Origin of the sequence: Achromobacter pulmonis (assembly GCF_002885955.2) — a bacterium.
GTDB classification, from domain to species: Bacteria; Pseudomonadota; Gammaproteobacteria; order Burkholderiales; family Burkholderiaceae_B; genus Achromobacter; species Achromobacter pulmonis_A.
The window spans coordinates 269,954-288,458 of sequence record NZ_POQS01000005.1 but is presented as its reverse complement, the minus strand read 5'-3'; the positions used below and the strand labels follow the sequence as shown (position 1 = coordinate 288,458).

General features: G+C 65.1%; 17 protein-coding genes. 1 reads left to right on the top strand and 16 read right to left on the bottom strand.

Annotated elements, in window-relative coordinates; genetic code table 11:
• Nucleotides 1-14 precede the first annotated feature (14 nt).
• Nucleotides 15-872 (top strand): phosphoserine phosphatase SerB, encoded by an 858-nt coding sequence (serB, locus tag C1I89_RS20210; RefSeq protein WP_102774355.1) that lies wholly within the window; start codon nucleotides 15-17, stop codon nucleotides 870-872.
• Between the two features lie 84 nt (nucleotides 873-956).
• Here serB and C1I89_RS20205 read toward each other — a convergent pair whose 3' ends face one another.
• From C1I89_RS20205 to C1I89_RS20130, 16 genes are all read right to left on the bottom strand, one after another.
• A complete protein-coding gene (locus tag C1I89_RS20205) occupies nucleotides 957-3,197 on the bottom strand; it encodes a TonB-dependent receptor (RefSeq protein WP_102774354.1) in 2,241 nt (746 codons plus the stop codon).
• Nucleotides 3,198-3,454: 257 nt separating this feature from the next.
• Complete coding sequence (locus tag C1I89_RS20200; protein WP_102774353.1) at nucleotides 3,455-3,784, bottom strand: DUF2818 family protein; 330 nt, start codon at nucleotides 3,782-3,784, stop codon at nucleotides 3,455-3,457.
• A 14-nt stretch (nucleotides 3,785-3,798) separates the two neighbouring features.
• The gene (gene nuoN, locus C1I89_RS20195; RefSeq protein ID WP_102774352.1) at nucleotides 3,799-5,283 is read right to left on the bottom strand and encodes an NADH-quinone oxidoreductase subunit NuoN; all 1,485 of its coding nucleotides are present in this window, start codon (nucleotides 5,281-5,283) and stop codon (nucleotides 3,799-3,801) included.
• Nucleotides 5,284-5,292: 9 nt separating this feature from the next.
• Complete coding sequence (locus tag C1I89_RS20190) at nucleotides 5,293-6,795, bottom strand: NADH-quinone oxidoreductase subunit M (RefSeq protein ID WP_102774351.1); 1,503 nt, start codon at nucleotides 6,793-6,795, stop codon at nucleotides 5,293-5,295.
• Nucleotides 6,792-8,813 (bottom strand): NADH-quinone oxidoreductase subunit L, encoded by a 2,022-nt coding sequence (gene nuoL / locus C1I89_RS20185; protein ID WP_102774350.1) that lies wholly within the window; start codon nucleotides 8,811-8,813, stop codon nucleotides 6,792-6,794. The genes C1I89_RS20190 and nuoL overlap by 4 nt, the downstream gene beginning before the upstream one ends.
• 17 nt (nucleotides 8,814-8,830) lie before the next feature.
• Nucleotides 8,831-9,139 carry an NADH-quinone oxidoreductase subunit NuoK gene (gene nuoK / locus C1I89_RS20180; protein WP_050448548.1) on the bottom strand — a complete coding sequence of 103 codons (309 nt, stop codon included), beginning with the start codon at nucleotides 9,137-9,139 and terminating at the stop codon, nucleotides 8,831-8,833.
• Nucleotides 9,136-9,786: an NADH-quinone oxidoreductase subunit J gene (locus C1I89_RS20175; RefSeq protein WP_102774349.1), complete on the bottom strand. Its 651-nt coding sequence runs from the start codon at nucleotides 9,784-9,786 to the stop codon at nucleotides 9,136-9,138. The genes nuoK and C1I89_RS20175 overlap by 4 nt, the downstream gene beginning before the upstream one ends.
• A gap of 17 nt (nucleotides 9,787-9,803) precedes the next feature.
• A complete protein-coding gene (gene nuoI, locus C1I89_RS20170; protein ID WP_043543405.1) occupies nucleotides 9,804-10,292 on the bottom strand; it encodes an NADH-quinone oxidoreductase subunit NuoI in 489 nt (162 codons plus the stop codon).
• Nucleotides 10,293-10,313: 21 nt separating this feature from the next.
• A complete protein-coding gene (gene nuoH, locus C1I89_RS20165; protein ID WP_102774348.1) occupies nucleotides 10,314-11,387 on the bottom strand; it encodes an NADH-quinone oxidoreductase subunit NuoH in 1,074 nt (357 codons plus the stop codon).
• A complete protein-coding gene (gene nuoG, locus C1I89_RS20160; protein ID WP_102774347.1) occupies nucleotides 11,387-13,714 on the bottom strand; it encodes an NADH-quinone oxidoreductase subunit NuoG in 2,328 nt (775 codons plus the stop codon). Before nuoG ends, nuoH begins: the two co-directional genes overlap by 1 nt.
• A gap of 15 nt (nucleotides 13,715-13,729) precedes the next feature.
• Nucleotides 13,730-15,097: an NADH-quinone oxidoreductase subunit NuoF gene (gene nuoF / locus C1I89_RS20155; RefSeq protein WP_102774346.1), complete on the bottom strand. Its 1,368-nt coding sequence runs from the start codon at nucleotides 15,095-15,097 to the stop codon at nucleotides 13,730-13,732.
• Nucleotides 15,094-15,588: an NADH-quinone oxidoreductase subunit NuoE gene (gene nuoE, locus C1I89_RS20150; RefSeq protein WP_043543414.1), complete on the bottom strand. Its 495-nt coding sequence runs from the start codon at nucleotides 15,586-15,588 to the stop codon at nucleotides 15,094-15,096. Before nuoE ends, nuoF begins: the two co-directional genes overlap by 4 nt.
• 47 nt (nucleotides 15,589-15,635) lie before the next feature.
• Nucleotides 15,636-16,892 carry an NADH-quinone oxidoreductase subunit D gene (locus C1I89_RS20145; RefSeq protein WP_102774345.1) on the bottom strand — a complete coding sequence of 419 codons (1,257 nt, stop codon included), beginning with the start codon at nucleotides 16,890-16,892 and terminating at the stop codon, nucleotides 15,636-15,638.
• 3 nt (nucleotides 16,893-16,895) lie between these two features.
• Entirely contained in the window at nucleotides 16,896-17,522 is a 627-nt protein-coding gene (locus C1I89_RS20140) for an NADH-quinone oxidoreductase subunit C (protein ID WP_102774344.1), read from the bottom strand.
• 73 nt (nucleotides 17,523-17,595) lie between these two features.
• Nucleotides 17,596-18,072, bottom strand: a complete 477-nt coding sequence (locus tag C1I89_RS20135; RefSeq protein ID WP_006217960.1) for a NuoB/complex I 20 kDa subunit family protein — start codon at nucleotides 18,070-18,072, stop codon at nucleotides 17,596-17,598.
• Nucleotides 18,073-18,111: 39 nt separating this feature from the next.
• Nucleotides 18,112-18,471, bottom strand: coding sequence for an NADH-quinone oxidoreductase subunit A (locus tag C1I89_RS20130; protein ID WP_006217959.1), 360 nt, complete (start codon nucleotides 18,469-18,471; stop codon nucleotides 18,112-18,114).
• Between the last annotated feature and the right edge of the window lie 34 nt (nucleotides 18,472-18,505).

The following is an 18,505-nucleotide window of genomic DNA, read 5'->3' as shown; positions in this document are numbered from 1 at the left end:
ATCACCCGAACCCCATGACCACCCACCACCTAGTCGTCCAATCCCCCGCCCTGAGCGCCGAACACGCGGAACAGCTCGCGGCCCTGGCCCAGGCGCAGGGCATCGCGCGCATCAGCGCCACCGCCGCCCGCCTGCTCGACGTGCAGCACGACGAGTCCACCCGCGCCGAGGTCGTGGCGTGGGCCGAGGGCCGCGGCATCGACACCGCCTTCCTGCCCGCCGGGCTGAAGCTGTCGGACTGCAAGGTGCTGGCCATGGACATGGACTCCACGCTGATCAACATCGAATGCATCGACGAGATCGCGGGCGTGGTCGGCGTGAAAGACAAGGTCTCGGAAATCACCGAGGCCGCGATGCGCGGCGAGATCAAGGACTTCGCCGAAAGCCTGCGGCGCCGCGTCGCCCTGCTCGAGGGCGTGCCGGCCGAGGCGCTGGACCAGGTCTACGCGGAAAAGCTGCGCCTGAACCCGGGCGCCGAACGCCTCATCTCCACGGCCCAGGCCGCCGGCATCAAGGTGCTGCTGGTCTCGGGCGGCTTCACCTTCTTCACCGACCGCCTGCGCGAGCGCCTCAAGCTCGACAGCGCGCACGCCAACACGCTGGAGATCGACAACGGCGTGCTGACCGGCAAGGTGCTGGGCGACATCCTCGACGCCGACGCCAAGGCCATGCACCTGCGCGAATTCGCGCGCCGCCATGGCGCCACCCAGGAACAGATCATCGCCATGGGCGACGGCGCCAACGACCTGAAGATGCTGGCCGCGGCCGGTTTTCCGGTGGCCTACCACGCCAAGCCGCTGGTGCGCCAGCAGACGCGTTATGCGCTCAACGTGTCGGGGCTGGACGGGGTGTTGAGCTGGTTCGAGGGGTAAAAAAAGAAGAAGGCCGGCTTGCGCCGGCCTCGGAGTGCCATGGGACGGCGCCCGCCGCCTGCCGCGGCGGGCGCCCATCCCCAATCAATACCGCACACGCAGCGACAGCAACGCCGCACGCCCGCCGCCCAGCGCCGCATAGTGCGCGGCATAGGCCTTGGTGTAATACGTCTCGTCGAAGATGTTCATCACGTTCAGCTGGGCCGACACGTTCGGGTTGAATTCATACGACGCCATCGCATCGAAGCGCCAGTACGAGGGCACCCAGCGCGCCTTGGGCGTGCCGTCGGGGTTCTTGCTCGAATCCGAGTTGCCGTACACCTTGTCCACGTAGTAGGCGCCGCCGCCCACCGTCAGCTTGGGCAGCACCTTGTAGGTGGTCCACAGGCTGAAGGCGTTGCGCGGGGTGTTGGGCAGATCCTGGCCCACGGCGCCGCTGTTGAAGGCGCCCTTGGTCATTTCGCTGTCCATGAAGGTGTAGCCGCCGAACACGTTCCAGCGCGGCGTGATGCTGCCGGAGAAGCCCAGTTCGATGCCGCGCACCTTGGCCTCGCCGATCTGCTCGGTCTCGGTGGCCGACACGGCCACGCTGGTGTTCTTGCGGATGTCCTGGAAGGCGGCCGCCGACAGCGTCAGGCGGTCGTCGAACACGTCCCACTTGGTGCCCAGTTCCACCGTGCGGCTCTTTTCGGGCTCCAGCGACTCGCTCACGGCCGACGCGGCGTCGCTGATGGCGCCGGCGGCGATGGCCGACGGCGTCGAGGACGTGCCGTAGGTGGCATAGATCGTGCCGTTGGGCATGGGCTTGTAGGCCAGGCCGATCTGGTAGTTGAAGAGGTTGTCCTCGCGGCTGGTGCTGTAGAACGCGGGCGTGCCGGCCGGGTCGTTGCGGCCGCGGGCGATGTTGCTGCCGCTGGTGCGGTAGTTGTCCCAGCGCAGCCCCAGGCTGGCCTGCCACTGCTCGTTGAACTTGATGGTGTCGAAGCCGTAGAGCGCGATGGTGTCGGTGTTGTAGCGGGCCGGATTGTTGTTGCGGGTCAGGCGGCCCGCGTAATCGGTGTGCGGGTCCGGGTCCCACAGCGAGGCGCACACCACCGACAGGCCGGTGCAGGTCGCGCTGGTCGGCACGCCCGACTGGGTGTAGCCGTCTTTGTCCTGCTTGATGTTGCTGTATTCGAAGCCGAGGTCGAAGCTGTGCTTGAGGCTGCCGGTCTCGAATTCGCCGGTCAGGTCGGTCTGGCTGGCGAAGGTCTTGGTGACGTAATAGCCCGACTTGAGCGCGCGGTACACCAGGCCGTTGGGCACGTTGCCCTTGCTGTCGTCCGGGTTGGTGGCGGCGAAGTCGGTGGTGCCGCGGCCGTAGCGCAGCACGCTGCGCAGTTGCAGCTTGTCGGAGAAATCGTGCTGGAAGTCGGCCGTGGCGACGTCGTCGCGCGTCTTCATGAAGTCGCGGCCGGTCAGGCCGTAGAAGCTCTTGCGGCTCACGCCCATGGTCTCCGTCACCGGCTGGCCCGTCTTCGGGTCATACGGGATGGAGTAATCCGGCATGCTGTCGTCTTGATAGTGGTAGTAGCTCAGCGTGATGCGGGTCGGCGTGCCCACGCCCAGCGTCAGCGACGGGGCCACGCCCCAGCGCTCGAAGTCCACCGCGTCGTCGCGTCCCGGCACGTCGCCCTTGTTGCCCATCACGTTCAGGCGGAAGGCGGCTTTTTCGTCCAGGCGCCAGTTGCTGTCGATGGTGGCGCGGTAGTTGTTGTCCGTGCCGAGCTGGATCGTGCCTTCGGTGAAGTCGGTGGCCCGCGGGGTCTTGCTGACCATGTTGATGCTGCCGCCGGCGCCGCCGCGGCCGGAGTACACCGAGTCCGGGCCCTTGATGATCTCCACTTCTTCCAGGTTGAAGGTGTCGCGCACCTGCGTGCTGGAGTCGCGGATGCCGTCCAGGAAGATGCTGCCGGCCGAGTTCTGGCCGCGGATGATGGGCAGGTCGCCGCCCGGACGGCCGCCTTCGCCGGCGCCGAAGGTGATGCCCGGCGAGTTGCGCAGCACGTCCTGGAGGGTCGACGCCGACTGGTCCTGGATCACCTGCTTGGGCACGACCTGCACGGTGCGCGGGGTGTCCAGCAGCGGCGCGGTCATCTTCGGCGACGACACGGTCGTGGTCTGGTACGACGAGCCCTCTCCTTCCACGCGCACCGGCGCAAGCTGCGTCACGCCGTCGGCGGACTGGGCGGCGGCGTGGGGGCTGACGAACAGCGCGGGAACGGCGATGGCGGCGGCCAGCGAGGTGGCGAGCGTATTCAGCGAATACGAGTCTTGGGGCTTCAAACCAGCTTCTCCAGTGTGAATAGCAACGATTCTTGTTTTTTAAACGTTTGCGATTCTGAACCCACTGGCTGAATGGAACCTGAACATTTCCACCAAACGGTCATGAAAGATGAAAATACAACACCTTTTGCCGTTCCAAGGCCTTCCAGAGCCTCCAGGATCGGCTCAGGACGCGCCGCGGCCGGTGGTTGGCACCTATCCATGTCCGCATAAAAAAACGCCCCAAAGGGGCGTTTTTCACAAAGCGGATCCGGGCTTCAGGTGCGCAGGCGCGGATGCCGCTTGAACAGATACCGGTAGACGAAACCCGGATAACCCAGCACCAGGTACAGGCTGAGCGTGATGGCGTAGAACTCCCAGGTCTGCGAGAACCGGTTGCCCAGCGCGGATTCGAACGCGAAGCCCAGCGCGCCGACGACGAGGTAGAACACCAGCACCTCGATCAGGCGGACCCAGAGCGGCTTGACCGCCGCCGCCCCGCCCCGCTTCCAGGGCATGACGGCGAACACCCGCTCGGTCAGGAACGGCAGGTTGGCGCTGACCAGGGCCAGCGCGATCAACAGCCATACCGCCAGGGTCTGGTTCATGCCCGGCCGCCCTCTTACATGTTCAGCGAGCTGCGGATGGCCTGCACGCACAGCGCCATCAGGCCGCCCGGCAGCACGCCCAGCACCAGGATCAGCGCGCCGTTGACCGACAGCACGCCGCGCTGGCCGCAGGTGGCGGCGATGGGCGCGGCGTCGGCCGCCGGCTCGTCGAAGTACACCACCTTGACCACGCGCAGGTAGTAGAACGCGCCGATCAGCGAGAACAGCACCGCGATCACGGCCAGCGTGACGTGGCCGGCGCTGATCAGCGCCTGCAGCACGGCCAGCTTGGCGTAGAAGCCCACCAGCGGCGGAATGCCGGCCAGCGAGAACATCAGCAGCAGCACGATGGCGGCGTGCCACGGGCTGCGGCGGTTCAGGCCCTTCAGGTCGTCGATCTGCTCGCACTCGAAACCCTGGCGCGACAGCAGCAGGATGATGCCGAAGCTAGCCAGCGTGGTCAGCACGTAGGTCAGCATGTAGAAGAGCGAGGCGCCGTAGGCGGCCGAAGCCAGGTCCGGCTTGCCGGCGACCGAACCCGACATCAGGCCCAGCAGCACGAAGCCCATGTGCGAGATGGTCGAATAGGCCAGCATGCGCTTGAAGTTGGTCTGCGCGATGGCGGTCAGGTTGCCGATGGCCAGCGACAGCACCGCCAGGATCATCAGCATGGGTTGCCAGTCGGCGGCCAGGCCGTGCAGGCCATCGACCAGCAGGCGCAGCGTGATGGCGAAGGCGGCCAGCTTGGGCGCGGCGCCCAGGATCAGCGTGACGGCGGTCGGCGAACCCTGGTAGACGTCAGGCACCCACATGTGGAACGGCACGGCGCCGAGCTTGAACGCCAGGCCCGAAACCAGGAACACGATGCCGAACACCAGCGCCAGGTTCTCGGCCTTGCCGGCGGCGATGACCTTGGCCACTTCGGCCAGGTCCAGGTGGCCGGTGGCGCCGTAGACCATGGACATGCCGTAGAGCAGGAAGCCCGAGGCCAGCGCGCCCAGCACGAAGTACTTCATGGCGGCTTCGGTGGCCGTGACGTTGTCGCGGCGCAGGGCGATCAGCGCGTACAGCGCCAGCGACATCAGCTCCAGGCCCAGGTAGATGGAGATCAGGTTCCCGGAGGAGATCATGACCATCTGGCCCAGCAGCGCGAACAGCGTCAGCACGTAGAGCTCGCCGCCGCGCATCATGTCGCGCACCTGCGCGTACAGGCGGCCATACACCAGGGTCACGGCGACCGCGATGTAGGACGCGATCTTCAGCAGGTGCGACAGCTCGTCGGTGACGTACAGGCCGTTGAAGGTCGACCCGGTCACGCCGTTGCTCCATTGCAGCGCCGACACGACGGTCAGCACTCCCAAGGCCAGCATGGTCAGCAGAAACGTCGGCTTGCGCTCGGGGTGATTGCTGACCGCGTCGATGAGCAGGATAGCCAGGCCGAAAACCAGCAAGAGGATTTCCGGTGTCGCCAGGGCGAAATCGATTTGGGATTGCATCATTGTCTTGTCTTACAGTTTCGAGACGGCAACGTGTTGCAGCAGGGCCTCCACCGAAACGTGCATCACGTCGGTGAAGGGCTTGGGATAGATCCCCATGTACAACACGGCGATCGCCATCACGCCAAGAATCACGAACTCGCGGCGGTTGATATCGGTCAGCTCGCGCACATGGTCGTTGGCGACGTCGCCCAGGACCACGCGCTTGACCATCCACAGCGAATACGAGGCGCCCAGGATCAGGGCGGTCGCCGCCAGCAGGCCGATCCAGAAGTTGTGCTCGACCGCGCCCATGATGACCATGAATTCGCCGACGAAACCGCTGGTGGCGGGCAGGCCGCTGTTGGCCATCGAGAACAGGATGAAGAACGTGGCGAAGCGCGGCATCACGTTGACCACGCCGCCGTAGTCGGCGATCTGGCGCGAGTGCATGCGGTCGTAGAGCACGCCGATGCACATGAACATGGCGCCCGACACGAAACCGTGGGAGATCATCTGCACGATGGCGCCTTCGACGCCGGCCGTGTTGAAGATGAAGAAGCCCAGCGTCACGAAGCCCATGTGGGCGACCGACGAATAGGCCACCAGCTTCTTCATGTCGTCCTGCACGATGGCGACCAGGCCGATGTAGATCACGGCGATCAGCGACAGCGTGATCATCAGGCCGGCCAGGCTGTGCGAGGCGTCAGGGGCGATCGGCAGCGAGAAGCGCAGGAAACCGTAGGCGCCCAGCTTCAGCATGATCGCGGCCAGCACGATGGAGCCGCCCGTGGGCGCCTCGACGTGGGCGTCCGGCAGCCAGGTGTGGACCGGCCACATCGGCACCTTGACGGCGAAGGCCGCTAGCAGCGCCACGAAGATCAGGATCTGCGGGGTGTAGCCCAGCTTGGTCTGCTGCCAGGTCAGGATGTCGAACGAGCCGCCCGAGGCGTTCCACAGGTAGATGAACGCGATCAGGGTCAGCAGCGAGCCCATCAGGGTGTACAGGAAGAACTTGAACGCCGCGTACACGCGGTTCGGGCCGCCCCAGACGCCGATGATGATGTACATCGGGATCAGCGTGGCTTCGAAGAACACGTAGAACAGCATGCCGTCGACCGCCGCGAACACGCCCACCATCAGACCCGACAGGATCAGGAAGGCGGCCATGTACTGGGCGACGCGGCTGGTGATGACTTCCCAGCCGGCCAGCACCACGATGATGGTGATGAAGGCGGTCAGGAGCACGAACCACATCGAGATGCCGTCGATGCCCAGGTGGTAGTTGACGTTGAAGGCCTCGATCCAGGAGGTCTTCTCCACGAACTGCATGGCGGCCGTGGAGGAGTCGAACCCGGTGTAGAGCGGAATCGTGACCAGGAAACCCGCGATCGAGCCGATCAGCGACAGGCCGCGCGTCAGGCCGGGGCGGTCGTCACGGCCAACCGCCAGCACCAGCAGGCCGAATACGATCGGAACAAAGATCGCAAGCGTGAGCCAGGGAAAAGTGTTGGATGCCATCTCGCTTGCCATCATTGGGGAATCAGCACAAAGAAAGTCACCAGCGCCATGATGCCGATGATCATCGCGAACGCGTAGTGATAGATGAAGCCGGACTGCAGGTGGCGGCTGATCGCTGCCACCCAGCCCACCACACGGGCGCTGCCGTTGATCAGCAGGCCGTCGATGATGCCGCGGTCGCCGGTCTGCCACAGGCCACGGCCCAGGCAGCGCGCGCCGCGGGCGATGATCTGTTCATTGATCCAGTCGACGTAGTACTTGTTTTCGAGCAGCTTGTTGATGCCCGACAGGCTGGACTGGATCTTGGCCGGAACCTTGGGATTGATCAGGTAGCAGTACCAGGCGATGACCGCGCCGGCCACGACCAGCCAGAACGGAACCGTCTGGAAGGCGTGCAGGCCGAAGGCCACCCAGCCGTGCCATTCTTCATGCAGCTCGTGCATGGCGGGATGCTGCGGCAGGACCTTGATGACGCCGTCGAAGAACTTGCCGAACAGCATCGGGTCGACCACCCAGGCGCCGATCAGCACCGACGGGATCGCCAGCAGCACCAGCGGCAGCGTGACCACCCAGGGCGACTCATGCGGCTTGCCGCCGTGGTGGCCGTGGTCTTCGTGGCCGTGCGCATCGTGGCCATGGCCGTGGCCGTGGTCGGAGGTGTCGAAGCGTTCCTTGCCGTGGAAGACCAGGAAGTACACGCGGAACGAGTACAGCGAGGTCACGAACACGCCGATCAGCGTGGCGTAGTAGGCGAAGTTCGCGCCCCACACGTTGGCGGCGCCGGCCGCCTCGATGATGTGTTCCTTCGAGTAGAAGCCCGAGAAGAACGGGGTGCCGACCAGGGCCAGCGTGCCCAGCAGGAAGGTGATCCAGGTGATGGGCATGTACTTGCGCAGGCCGCCCATGTTGCGGATGTCCTGGTCGTGGTGCATGCCGATGATGACCGAGCCCGCGCCCAGGAACAGCAGCGCCTTGAAGAAGGCGTGGGTCATCAGGTGGAAGATCGCCACCGAGTAGGCCGAGGCGCCCAGCGCGACGGTCATGTAGCCCAGCTGCGACAGCGTGGAGTAGGCCACCACGCGCTTGATGTCGTTCTGGATGATGCCGAGGATGCCCAGGAACAGCGCGCCGATGGCGCCGATCACGATGATGAAGGACAGCGCGGTGTCGGACAGCTCGAACAGCGGCGAGAAGCGCGCGACCATGAAGATGCCGGCCGTCACCATGGTGGCGGCGTGGATCAGCGCGGAGATCGGGGTCGGGCCTTCCATCGAGTCGGGCAGCCAGGCGTGCAGCGGAACCTGGGCCGATTTACCCATGGCGCCGATGAACAGGCAGATGCAGGCCACGGTCAGCAGCATCCAGTCGGAACCGGGCAGCGTCAGGGCGGCCAGCTTGTCGGCCTGGGCGAACACTTCGGCGTACTGCATGGTGCCGGCGTAGGCGAACAGCAGGCCGATGCCCAGCACGAAGCCGAAGTCGCCGACGCGGTTGATCAGGAACGCCTTCATGTTGGCGAAGATCGCCGTCGGGCGCGTGTACCAGAAGCCGATCAGCAGGTAGGACACCAGGCCCACCGCTTCCCAGCCGAAGAACAGCTGCACCATGTTGTTCGACATCACCAGCATCAGCATGGAGAACGTGAACAGCGAGATGTACGAGAAGAAGCGCTGGTAGCCGGGATCGTCGGCCATGTAGCCGATGGTGTAGATGTGCACCATCAGCGACACGGAGGTGACCACGACCATCATCATGGCCGACAGCGGATCGATCAGGAAGCCGATTTCCAGCTTGGTCTGGCCGATCAGGCTCCAGGTGTAGACCGCGCCGTCGAAGCGCAGGCCGTTGAGCACGTCGTTCAGCACCACCACCGAACCGATGGTGGAGACGAGCACGCCCAGGATGGTGATCACGTGCGAAGCGCGGCGGCCGATGGGACGGCCCAGGAAGCCGGTGCCGAAGAGGCCCGCGAGAATCGCTCCGGCCAGCGGGGCCAGCGCGATGAGCAAGTAGAGATTGGGTGAGCTAGACATTTTCTTCCAATACCCCGTCAGCCCTTCAGGCGATCGAGTTCGTCAACGTTGATCGTGTTCAGGTTGCGGAACAGCAGCACCAGGATGGCCAGGCCGATCGCCGCTTCGGCGGCGGCCACGGTCAGGATGAAGAACACGAACACCTGGCCGGCGGTGTCGCCGAACCAGCTGGAGAACGCCACGAAGTTCATGTTGACGGCCAGCAGCACGAGCTCGATGGACATCAGCAGGATGATCAGGTTGCGGCGGTTCAGGAAGATGCCGAAGATCCCGATGGCGAACAGCACCGCCCCCAGGATCAGGTAATGGGCCAGCGTCAGCGTCATTTTTGTTCTCCTTGGGGCGCGGCGGCGGACGAGGCACCGATCTGCGACTGGGCGCGCTCGCTCTGGGGCTGCATGCTCACCAGGCGGAAACGGTCCTTGGCGCGCACGCGCACGGCGGCGACGGGGTCGTTGTACTTGACGTCGCGGCGGCGGCGCAGGGTCAGCGCGATGGCGGCGACCATGCCGACCAGCAGCAGCGCGGCGCCGACTTCAACGGCGTAGATGTACTGGGTGTACATGGCCTCGCCCAGCGCGCGGGCGTTGTTGTAGTCGCCGGCGACCGGGGCCTGCGGGCCCGCGCCGTACCAGGTCGAGCCCAGCACGAAGGACATCTCGAGCACCAGCACCAGGCCGATCACCAGCCCCAGGGGCAGGTAGGTCTTCATGCCCTGGCGCAGCGCATCCATGCGGATGTCCAGCATCATCACGACGAAGAGGAAGAGCACCATCACGGCGCCCACGTACACCAGCACCAGCAGCAGCGCGAGGAACTCGGCGCCGAGCAGCATCCACAGCATGGCCGCGTTGGCGAACGCCAGGATCAGGTGCAGGACGGCAGTGACCGGGCTGCGCGCGGTGATCACGCGGAAGGCCGCGATCACCAGCACGGCGGCCAGTATGTAAAACAGGACAGTGGTAAAAGTCATGGATCAGACCCTGGGCTTCAACGATAGGGAGCGTCTTCGGCCCGGCGTTGGGCGATTTCGGCTTCGTAGCGGTCGCCCACGGCGAGCAGCATGTCTTTGGTGAAATACAGGTCGCCGCGCTTTTCGCCGTGGTATTCGTGGATATGCGTTTCCACGATGGAGTCCACCGGGCAGCTTTCCTCACAGAAGCCGCAGAAAATGCACTTGGTGAGGTCGATGTCGTAGCGCGTGGTGCGGCGGGTGCCGTCGTCGCGCTGGTCCGACTCGATGGTGATCGCCAGGGCCGGGCACACGGCTTCGCACAGCTTGCACGCGATGCAGCGCTCTTCCCCGTTGGGGTAGCGGCGCAGCGCGTGCAGGCCACGGAAACGCGCCGACGCGGGCGTCTTTTCCTGGGGGTAGCGCAAGGTCACCTTGCGCTTGAAGAAATACTTGCCCGTCAGGCGCATGCCCTTGAGCAATTCGGTCAGCATCAGGCTGCCGAAGAAATCCTTGATCGCTTCCATATCCTGCCTCTGCCTGGCGGCTTAGCGCCAAATGTTCCAGGGCGTCTGCATCCAGATCGCCACCAAGACCAGCCACACGCCGGTCAGCGGGATGAAGATTTTCCAACCCAAACGCATGATCTGGTCGTAGCGGTAGCGCGGGAAAGTCGCGCGGAACCACACGAACAACGAGACCACGACGAACGTCTTGATACCCAGCCAGATCCAACCCGGAATCCAGGTCAGCGGCGCGATGTCGATCGGGGAGGCCCAGCCGCCCAGGAACATGATCGAGGCCATGCAGGACAGCAGGATCATGTTGGCGTATTCGCCCAGGAAGAACAGCGCGAACGCCATGCCCGAGTATTCGACCATGTGGCCGGCCACGATTTCGGATTCGCCTTCGACCACGTCGAACGGGTGGCGGTTGGTTTCGGCCACGGCCGAAATCACGTAGACCACGAACAGCGGCAACAGCGGCAGCCAGTTCCAGGACAGGAACGTCAGGCCCTTGTCGGCGAACCAGCCGCGGTTCTGCACGTGCACGATTTCCGACATGTTGAGGCTGCCCGAGACCAGCAGCACCGTCACCAGCACGAAGCCGATGGCCAGTTCGTACGACAGCATCTGCGCCGAGGCGCGCAGCGCGCCCAGGAACGCGTACTTGGAGTTCGACGCCCAGCCGGCGACGATCACGCCGTACACGCCGATGGACGTGATGGCCATGATGTACAGCAGGCCGGCGTTGACGTTGGCCAGCACCACGTCGGGACCGAACGGCACCACCGCCCAGGCGGCCAGGGCCGGCATCAGCGTGACCACCGGGGCCACGACGAACAGCACCTTGTTGGCCTGCGACGGAACCACCACTTCCTTGGTCAGCAGCTTGAACACGTCGGCGAACGGCTGCAGCAGCCCCTTGATGCCGACGCGGTTCGGACCCATGCGCACGTGCATGGCGCCGATCATCTTGCGTTCCCAGTACGTGAGGTAGGCCACGCACAGGATGATGGGCACAGCGATGATCACAATCTTGATGAGGGTCCAGAGGACCATCCAGACCGTCGGGCCCAGCAATGCCGTACCCTGGCTCTCAAGAACATTAAGCCATTCCATCAGGCACGCTCCACGCTGATTTGACCGAATGCGCCACCCAGGGCCGCGGTGTTTTCAAAGGCAGCCGAAATACGCACGGCGCGGTCGGCCACGGCATCGTCCTGCACGGTTTCGAGTTCGACGGCGCCCTGCCCGCCCGACACGCGCACCTTGGCCCCGGCCGTCAGGCCCAGGCTGGTGAGCGTGCGGCCGTTCATGGCGGCGGCCGGCTTCTTCGAGGCCGGAGCCGCCTGCAGCGGCTCGGAACGGCGCACCATGGCGTCGCTGCGGTAGATCGGCACGTCGGCGACGCGCTCCAGGCCGGCTGCCGCCTGGCCCAGGCCCAGCGGCGCCTTGATGTCGTTGGACAGGCGGCCTTCGACGCCGCCGGCCAGCACGGCGTCGCGCACGGACTCGGAGGTCTCGTCGTCGAAGCCGGCCAGGTGCAGCACGTTGCCCAGCACCCGCAGGACCTTCCAGCCCGGACGGGTCTGGCCGAACGGCGCAACCGTGCCCTTGAAGCTCTGGGCCAGGCCTTGCGCGTTGACGAAGGTGCCCGAGGTTTCGGTGAAGGGCGAGACCGGCAGCATGACGTCGGCCCATTCGGCGGCGGCCGAACGGTAAGGCGTCAGGGCCACGGCGAACTGCGCGCCGCGCAGCGCGGCCAGCGCCTGCTGGCCGTTGTCGGCGTCGAGCAGCGGCTCGGCGTGCAGCACCACGTAGGCCTTGAGCGGCTCGGCCAGCATGGCGGCGGCGTTCTTGCCGCCCTTGCCCGGAATCGCGCCGGCCAGGTAGCCGCCGACGGTGTTGCCGCCGGAGGTCAGGAAGCCGAACTTGCCGCCGGCCAGGTCGGCCACGGCGCGGCCGTTGGCCGCCAGGGTCGAGGCCTGCGGGCTGGCCACGGCCAGGTTGCCCATCAGGACCGCGGTGTTGGAACCGGACGCCAGGCTGGCGGCGATGGCCTTCGCATTGTCGCCCGGGACGACCGAGGCGAACTCGGCCGGCACGGCCTGTTCCTTGGCCTGGGCCAGCGCGACGGCCACTTCGGCCAGCGCGCGCGCCAGTTCGGACGGGGCCACGGTGACGCGGGCGGCGACCGGCATCAGCGGATCGTCGGCGGCGCTGTCGAGCATCAGGATCTGCGTGCCGCGCTTGGCGGCCTGGCGCAGGCGCTGCGCCATCAGCGGGTGGTCCTTGCGCAGGAACGAGCCCACGACCAGGACGCGGTCCAGGTTGTCGAGTTCGGCGATCGGCATGCCCAGCCACGGCGCGCCCGTCAGGGCGGCGTCGAAGGCCGCGTCGGTCTGGCGCAGGCGGAAGTCGATGTTTTCCGAACCCAGCGCGCGGACCAGGCGGCCCAGCAGCGCGTATTCTTCGGTGGTGGCGTATTCCGAGGCCAGCGCGCCGATCTGGCCGGCGCCGAAGCTGTCGCGCACCCGCGACAGGCCCTGGGCCACGGCGGCCAGCGCGTCGGACCAGGAGGCTTCCTGCCACTTGCCGTCGGTGCCCTTGATCATCGGGGCCGACAGGCGGTCTTCGCTGTTCAGGCCTTCATACGAGAAGCGGTCGCGGTCGGAGATCCAGCATTCGTTGATGGCTTCGTCTTCGAACGGCACCACGCGCATGACGCGGTCGCCCTTGACCTGGATCACCAGGTTGGCGCCCAGGCTGTCGTGCGGGCTGACCGAACGGCGGCGCGCCAGCTCCCAGGTACGGGCGCTGTAGCGGAACGGCTTGGAGGTCAGCGCGCCCACCGGACAGATGTCGATCATGTTGCCGGAGAGCTCGGATTCGATCGAACGGCCGACGAAGGTCGTGATCTCGGAGTGCTCGCCGCGGTTGAGCATGCCCAGCTCCATGATGCCGGCGATTTCCTGGCCGAAGCGCACGCAGCGGGTGCAGTGGATGCAGCGGCTCATTTCCTCGGCGGAAACCAGCGGGCCCAGGTCCTTGTGGAAGACCACGCGCTTTTCCTCGTTGTAGCGCGAGGAGGAGGCGCCGTAGCCCACGGCCAGGTCCTGCAGCTGGCATTCGCCGCCCTGATCGCAGATCGGGCAGTCGAGCGGGTGATTGATGAGCAGGAATTCCATCACCGACTTCTGGGCGGCGCGCGCCTTTTCAGAGCAGGTGTGGACGACCATGCCGTTGGTTACGGGCGTGGCGCAGGCGGGCAGCGCCTTGGGCGCCTTTTCCACTTCAACCAGGCACATGCGGCAGTTGGCCGCGATGGACAGTTTCTTGTGGTAGCAGAAATGCGGCACGTAAAGCCCGATCTTCTGGGCGGCATGCATGACCATGCTGCCTTCGGGCACTTCGACCTTGTTGCCGTCGACGGTTAGTTCAACCATTGCTGTTCCTGAGACCTACAGATATTGCGGGACCACACAAGACTTGTGCTCGATGTGGTGCGCGAATTCGTCGCGAAAATGCTTGAGGAAGCCACGCACGGGCATGGCCGCGGCGTCGCCCAGGGCGCAGATGGTGCGGCCCATGATGTTGCCGGCCACGCTGTCGAGCAGGTCCAGGTCCTCCGGACGGCCCTGGCCGTTTTCGATGCGATGCACCATGCGGTAGAGCCAGCCGGTGCCTTCGCGGCACGGCGTGCACTGGCCGCAGCTTTCCTCGAAATAGAAATACGACAGGCGCATGAGCGACTTCACCATGCAGCGCGTCTCGTCCATGACGATCACCGCGCCCGAGCCCAGCATCGAGCCCGCCTTGGCGATGGAGTCATAGTCCATCGTGCATTCCATCATGATGTCGGCGGGCAGCACCGGGGCGCTGGAGCCGCCGGGAATCACGGCCTTGAGCTTCTTGCCGCCGCGCATGCCGCCGGCCAGTTCCAGCAGGGTCGAGAACGGGGTGCCCAGCGGGATCTCGTAGTTGCCGGGACGCTCGACGTCGCCGGTGATCGAGAACAGCTTGGTGCCGCCGTTGTTCGGCTTGCCGACTTCCAGGTAGGCCTGGCCGCCGTTGCGGATGATCCACGGCACCGCCGCGAACGTCTCGGTGTTGTTGATCGTGGTGGGCTTGCCGTACAGGCCGAAGCTGGCGGGGAACGGCGGCTTGAAGCGCGGCTGGCCCTTCTTGCCTTCCAGCGATTCCAGCAGCGCGGTTTCCTCGCCGCAGATGTAGGCGCCGTAGCCGTGGAACGCATGCAGCTGGAAGCTGAAATCCGAACCCAGGATCTTGTCGCCCAGGAAGCCGGCGGCGCGAGCCTCTTCCAGCGCTTCCTCGAAGCGCTCGTAGACTTCGAAGATTTCGCCGTGGATGTAGTTGTAGCCCGCGCTGATGCCCATGGCGTAGGCGGCGATGGCCATGCCTTCGATCACGATGTGCGGGTTGAATCGCAGGATGTCGCGATCCTTGAACGTGCCCGGCTCGCCTTCGTCGGAGTTGCACACCAGGTACTTCTGGCCGGGGAAGGCGCGCGGCATGAAGCTCCACTTCAGGCCGGTCGGGAAGCCCGCGCCGCCACGGCCGCGCAGGCCCGAGGCCTTGACTTCGGCGATCACGTCTTCCGGCTTCATGCCGGTGGTCAGGATCTTCTTGAGGGCTTCGTAGCCGCCGCGCTTGACGTAGTCGGCCAGGCGCCAGTTGGCGCCGTCGACGTCGGCCAGGATCTGCGGCTGGATGTGCCGGCCGTGCAGGCACATCGAGTTGGTCAGGTCGTTCAGCGGGTTGGGGTCCAGCCCCTGCGCAAACTGCTTGTACAGGTCGGGCGCGTTCATGCCGACTCTCCTTGCGCCTTGAGGGCCGCGACCAGCGCGTCCAGCTTCTCTTCGGTCATGCGCACGCACATATGCTTGTTGTTCACGATCAGCACCGGCGAATCGCCGCAAGCGCCCATGCACTCGCCTTCCACGAGCGTGAACTGGCCGTCGGCGGTGGTTTCTCGGTAGTCGACGCCCAGCTTGCGCTTGAGGTAGTCGCCGGCGCGTTCGCCGTCGCGCAAGGCACAGGGCAGGTTCGTGCAGACGGCGATCTTGTTCTTGCCGACGGGCTTGACGTCGAACATGTTGTAGAAAGTGGCGACTTCCTGGACCGCGATGGGCGGGACGCCGATGTAGTTGGCCACATCTTCGATGATTTCGGTAGCCAACCAGCCCTTCTCTTCTTGCGCGATGGCAAGCGAGGCCATGATGGCGGACTGCCGCTGGTCGGCCGGGAACTTGGCGAGTTCTCGGTCGATTTTCTGGTAGGCCTGTTCGGAAAGCAGCATAGTTTGAATCCGGGTTATGCGGGCGTGCTCGTGACTGTCTGGGCGGATCAGCGATCGATCTCGCCGAAAACGATGTCCTGCGTGCCAATGATGGTGACGGCGTCGGCGATCATGTGACCGCGAGACATTTCATCCAGCGATTGGAGGTGGGCAAAGCCCGGCGCCCGAATTTTCAGACGGTAGGGCTTGTTGGCGCCGTCGGACACCGCGTAGATGCCGAATTCGCCCTTGGGGTGTTCCACCGAGGCATACGCTTCACCGGGAGGAACGTGGAAGCCTTCAGTGAAGAGCTTGAAGTGATGGATCAGCTCTTCCATGTTGGTCTTCATGGCGGTGCGCTTGGGCGGGGCGATCTTGTGGTTCTCGATCATGACCGGGCCCGGATTGTTGCGCAGCCATTCCACGCACTGGCGGATGATGCGGTTGCTTTCACGCATTTCGGCGACGCGGACCAGGTAGCGGTCGTAGCAATCGCCGTTGACACCCACCGGGATGTCGAAATCGACCAGGTCGTAGACCTCGTAGGGCTGCATCTTGCGCAGGTCCCAGGCCACGCCCGAACCGCGCAGCATCGGGCCGGTGAAGCCCAGCGCCTTGGCGCGCTCGGGATCGACCACGCCGATGCCGACCAGGCGCTGCTTCCAGATGCGGTTGTCGGTCAGCAGCGTTTCGTACTCGTCCACGCAACCGGGGAAGCGGTTGGTGAAGTCTTCGATGAAGTCCAGCAGCGAACCCGAACGCGCGTCGTTCATGGCGCGCAGTTCCTTGTCGCCGCGGTACTTGCTGGTGGCGCCGTACTGCGGCATGGAATCCGGCAGGTCGCGGTAGACGCCGCCCGGACGGTAGTAGGCCGCGTGCATGCGCGCGCCCGAGACCGCTTCGTAGCAGTCCATCAGGTCTTCGCGCTCGCGGAAGGCGTACAGGAACACCGCCATGGCGCCCACGTCCAGGGCGTGCGAGCCCAGCGACATCAGGTGGTTCAGCAGGCGCGTGATTTCGTCGAACATCACGCGGATGTACTGGGCGCGCAGCGGCGCTTCGATGCCCAGCAGCTTCTCGATGGCCATGACGTAGGCGTGCTCGTTGCACATCATGGACACGTAGTCCAGGCGGTCCATGTAGGGCAGCGCCTGGATGTAGGTCTTGTGTTCGGCCAGTTTTTCGGTGGCGCGGTGCAGCAGGCCGATGTGCGGGTCGGCGCGCTGGATCACTTCGCCGTCGAGCTCGAGCACCAGGCGCAGCACGCCGTGGGCGGCCGGGTGCTGGGGACCGAAGTTGAGCGTGTAGTTCTTGATTTCTGCCATGATTTAACGCCCCAAGCCGTAGGAATCTTCGCGGACCACGCGCGGGGTGATCTCGCGCGGATCGATCGTGACCGGCTGGTAGATGACGCGGCGTTGTTCGGGGTCGTAGCGCATTTCGACGGTGCCGGACAACGGGAAGTCCTTGCGGAACGGGTGGCCGATGAAGCCGTAGTCGGTAAGAATGCGGCGCAGGTCCGGGTGACCTTCGAAGACGATGCCGTACAGGTCGAAGGCTTCGCGCTCGAACCAGCCCACGCCCGGCCAGCACTCGATCAGCGAGGCGACCACCGGGAACTCGTCGTCCTCGGCCCAGGTGCGCACCCGCAGGCGCCAGTTGTGCTCGATGGACAGCAGGTGCACGACGACGGCGAAGCGCGCGCGCTGGACCTTGGCGTTGGCTTCCTCGGGCATCTGGCGGGTGCCGTTGCCCCAGGTCAGGTAGTCGACGCCGCAGAGGTCGATACAGGTTTCAAAGCGCAGGCCGGCTTCGGTGCGCAGCTTGTTGCAGACCGAGAACCACTGCTGCGCGGGCACTTCGAGCGTCAGCTCGCCCAGCGCCTCGGTCAGCGCGATATCGGCGCCGAGGGTGGTCTGCAAATTGTTTTTCAGGGTTTCGAGCCTGGTCATCATCTTGTACGCTTAGGTGAACCGATACGCTGGTTTCGCGAGGCCGGCGGCGGGTTGCCGCCCGGCGGGCGAAGGCTCAGCGCGCAATCGTGTTGGTCAGGCGGATCTTGTTCTGCATTTGCAGCAAGCCGTAGACCAGCGCCTCGGCCGTAGGCGGACAGCCCGGCACGTAGACGTCTACCGGTACGATGCGATCGCAGCCACGGACCACCGAATACGAATAGTGGTAGTAGCCGCCGCCGTTGGCACAGGAGCCCATCGAGACCACCCAGCGCGGCTCGGGCATCTGGTCATAGACCTTGCGCAGCGCCGGCGCCATCTTGTTGCACAGCGTGCCGGCCACGATCATGAGATCGGACTGGCGCGGGCTGGGCCGGAAAATGATGCCGAACTGGTCCAGGTCGTAGCGGGCCGCGCCCGCGTGCATCATCTCAACCGCGCAGCAGGCCAGACCGAAGGTCATGGGCCACATGGAGCCGGTCTTCGCCCAGTTAAGGAACTTGTCGGCGCTGGTTGTGATGAACCCTTGCTTGAGAATGCCGTCTATAGCCATATTCGTCTCTGATAGCGTGCTGTACAGGAAGCCCGGGGCTTATTCCCAGTCCAGCGCGCCCTTTTTCCATTCATAGATGAAGCCGACGGTGAGCACGGCCAGGAAGACCATGACCGTCCAGAATCCGACGAGCCCGACCGTGCCCTGGGCGATGGCCCACGGGAACAGGAACGCGATTTCGAGGTCGAAAAGAATGAACAGGATCGCCACCAGGTAGTAGCGCACGTCAAACTTCATGCGGGCGTCTTCAAAAGCTTCGAAGCCGCACTCGTACGGCGAAAGCTTTTCGGCGTACGGACGCCGCGGACCAAGGAGGGAGCCGGCCGTCAGCAGCGCGAACCCGATGAGGGTGGCCACTACGATAAACAGCAGGACGGGGAAATACTGTTGCAGGTTCATTCAGGCGTCCGTCAAATGCGCAAACCTTAGGGAA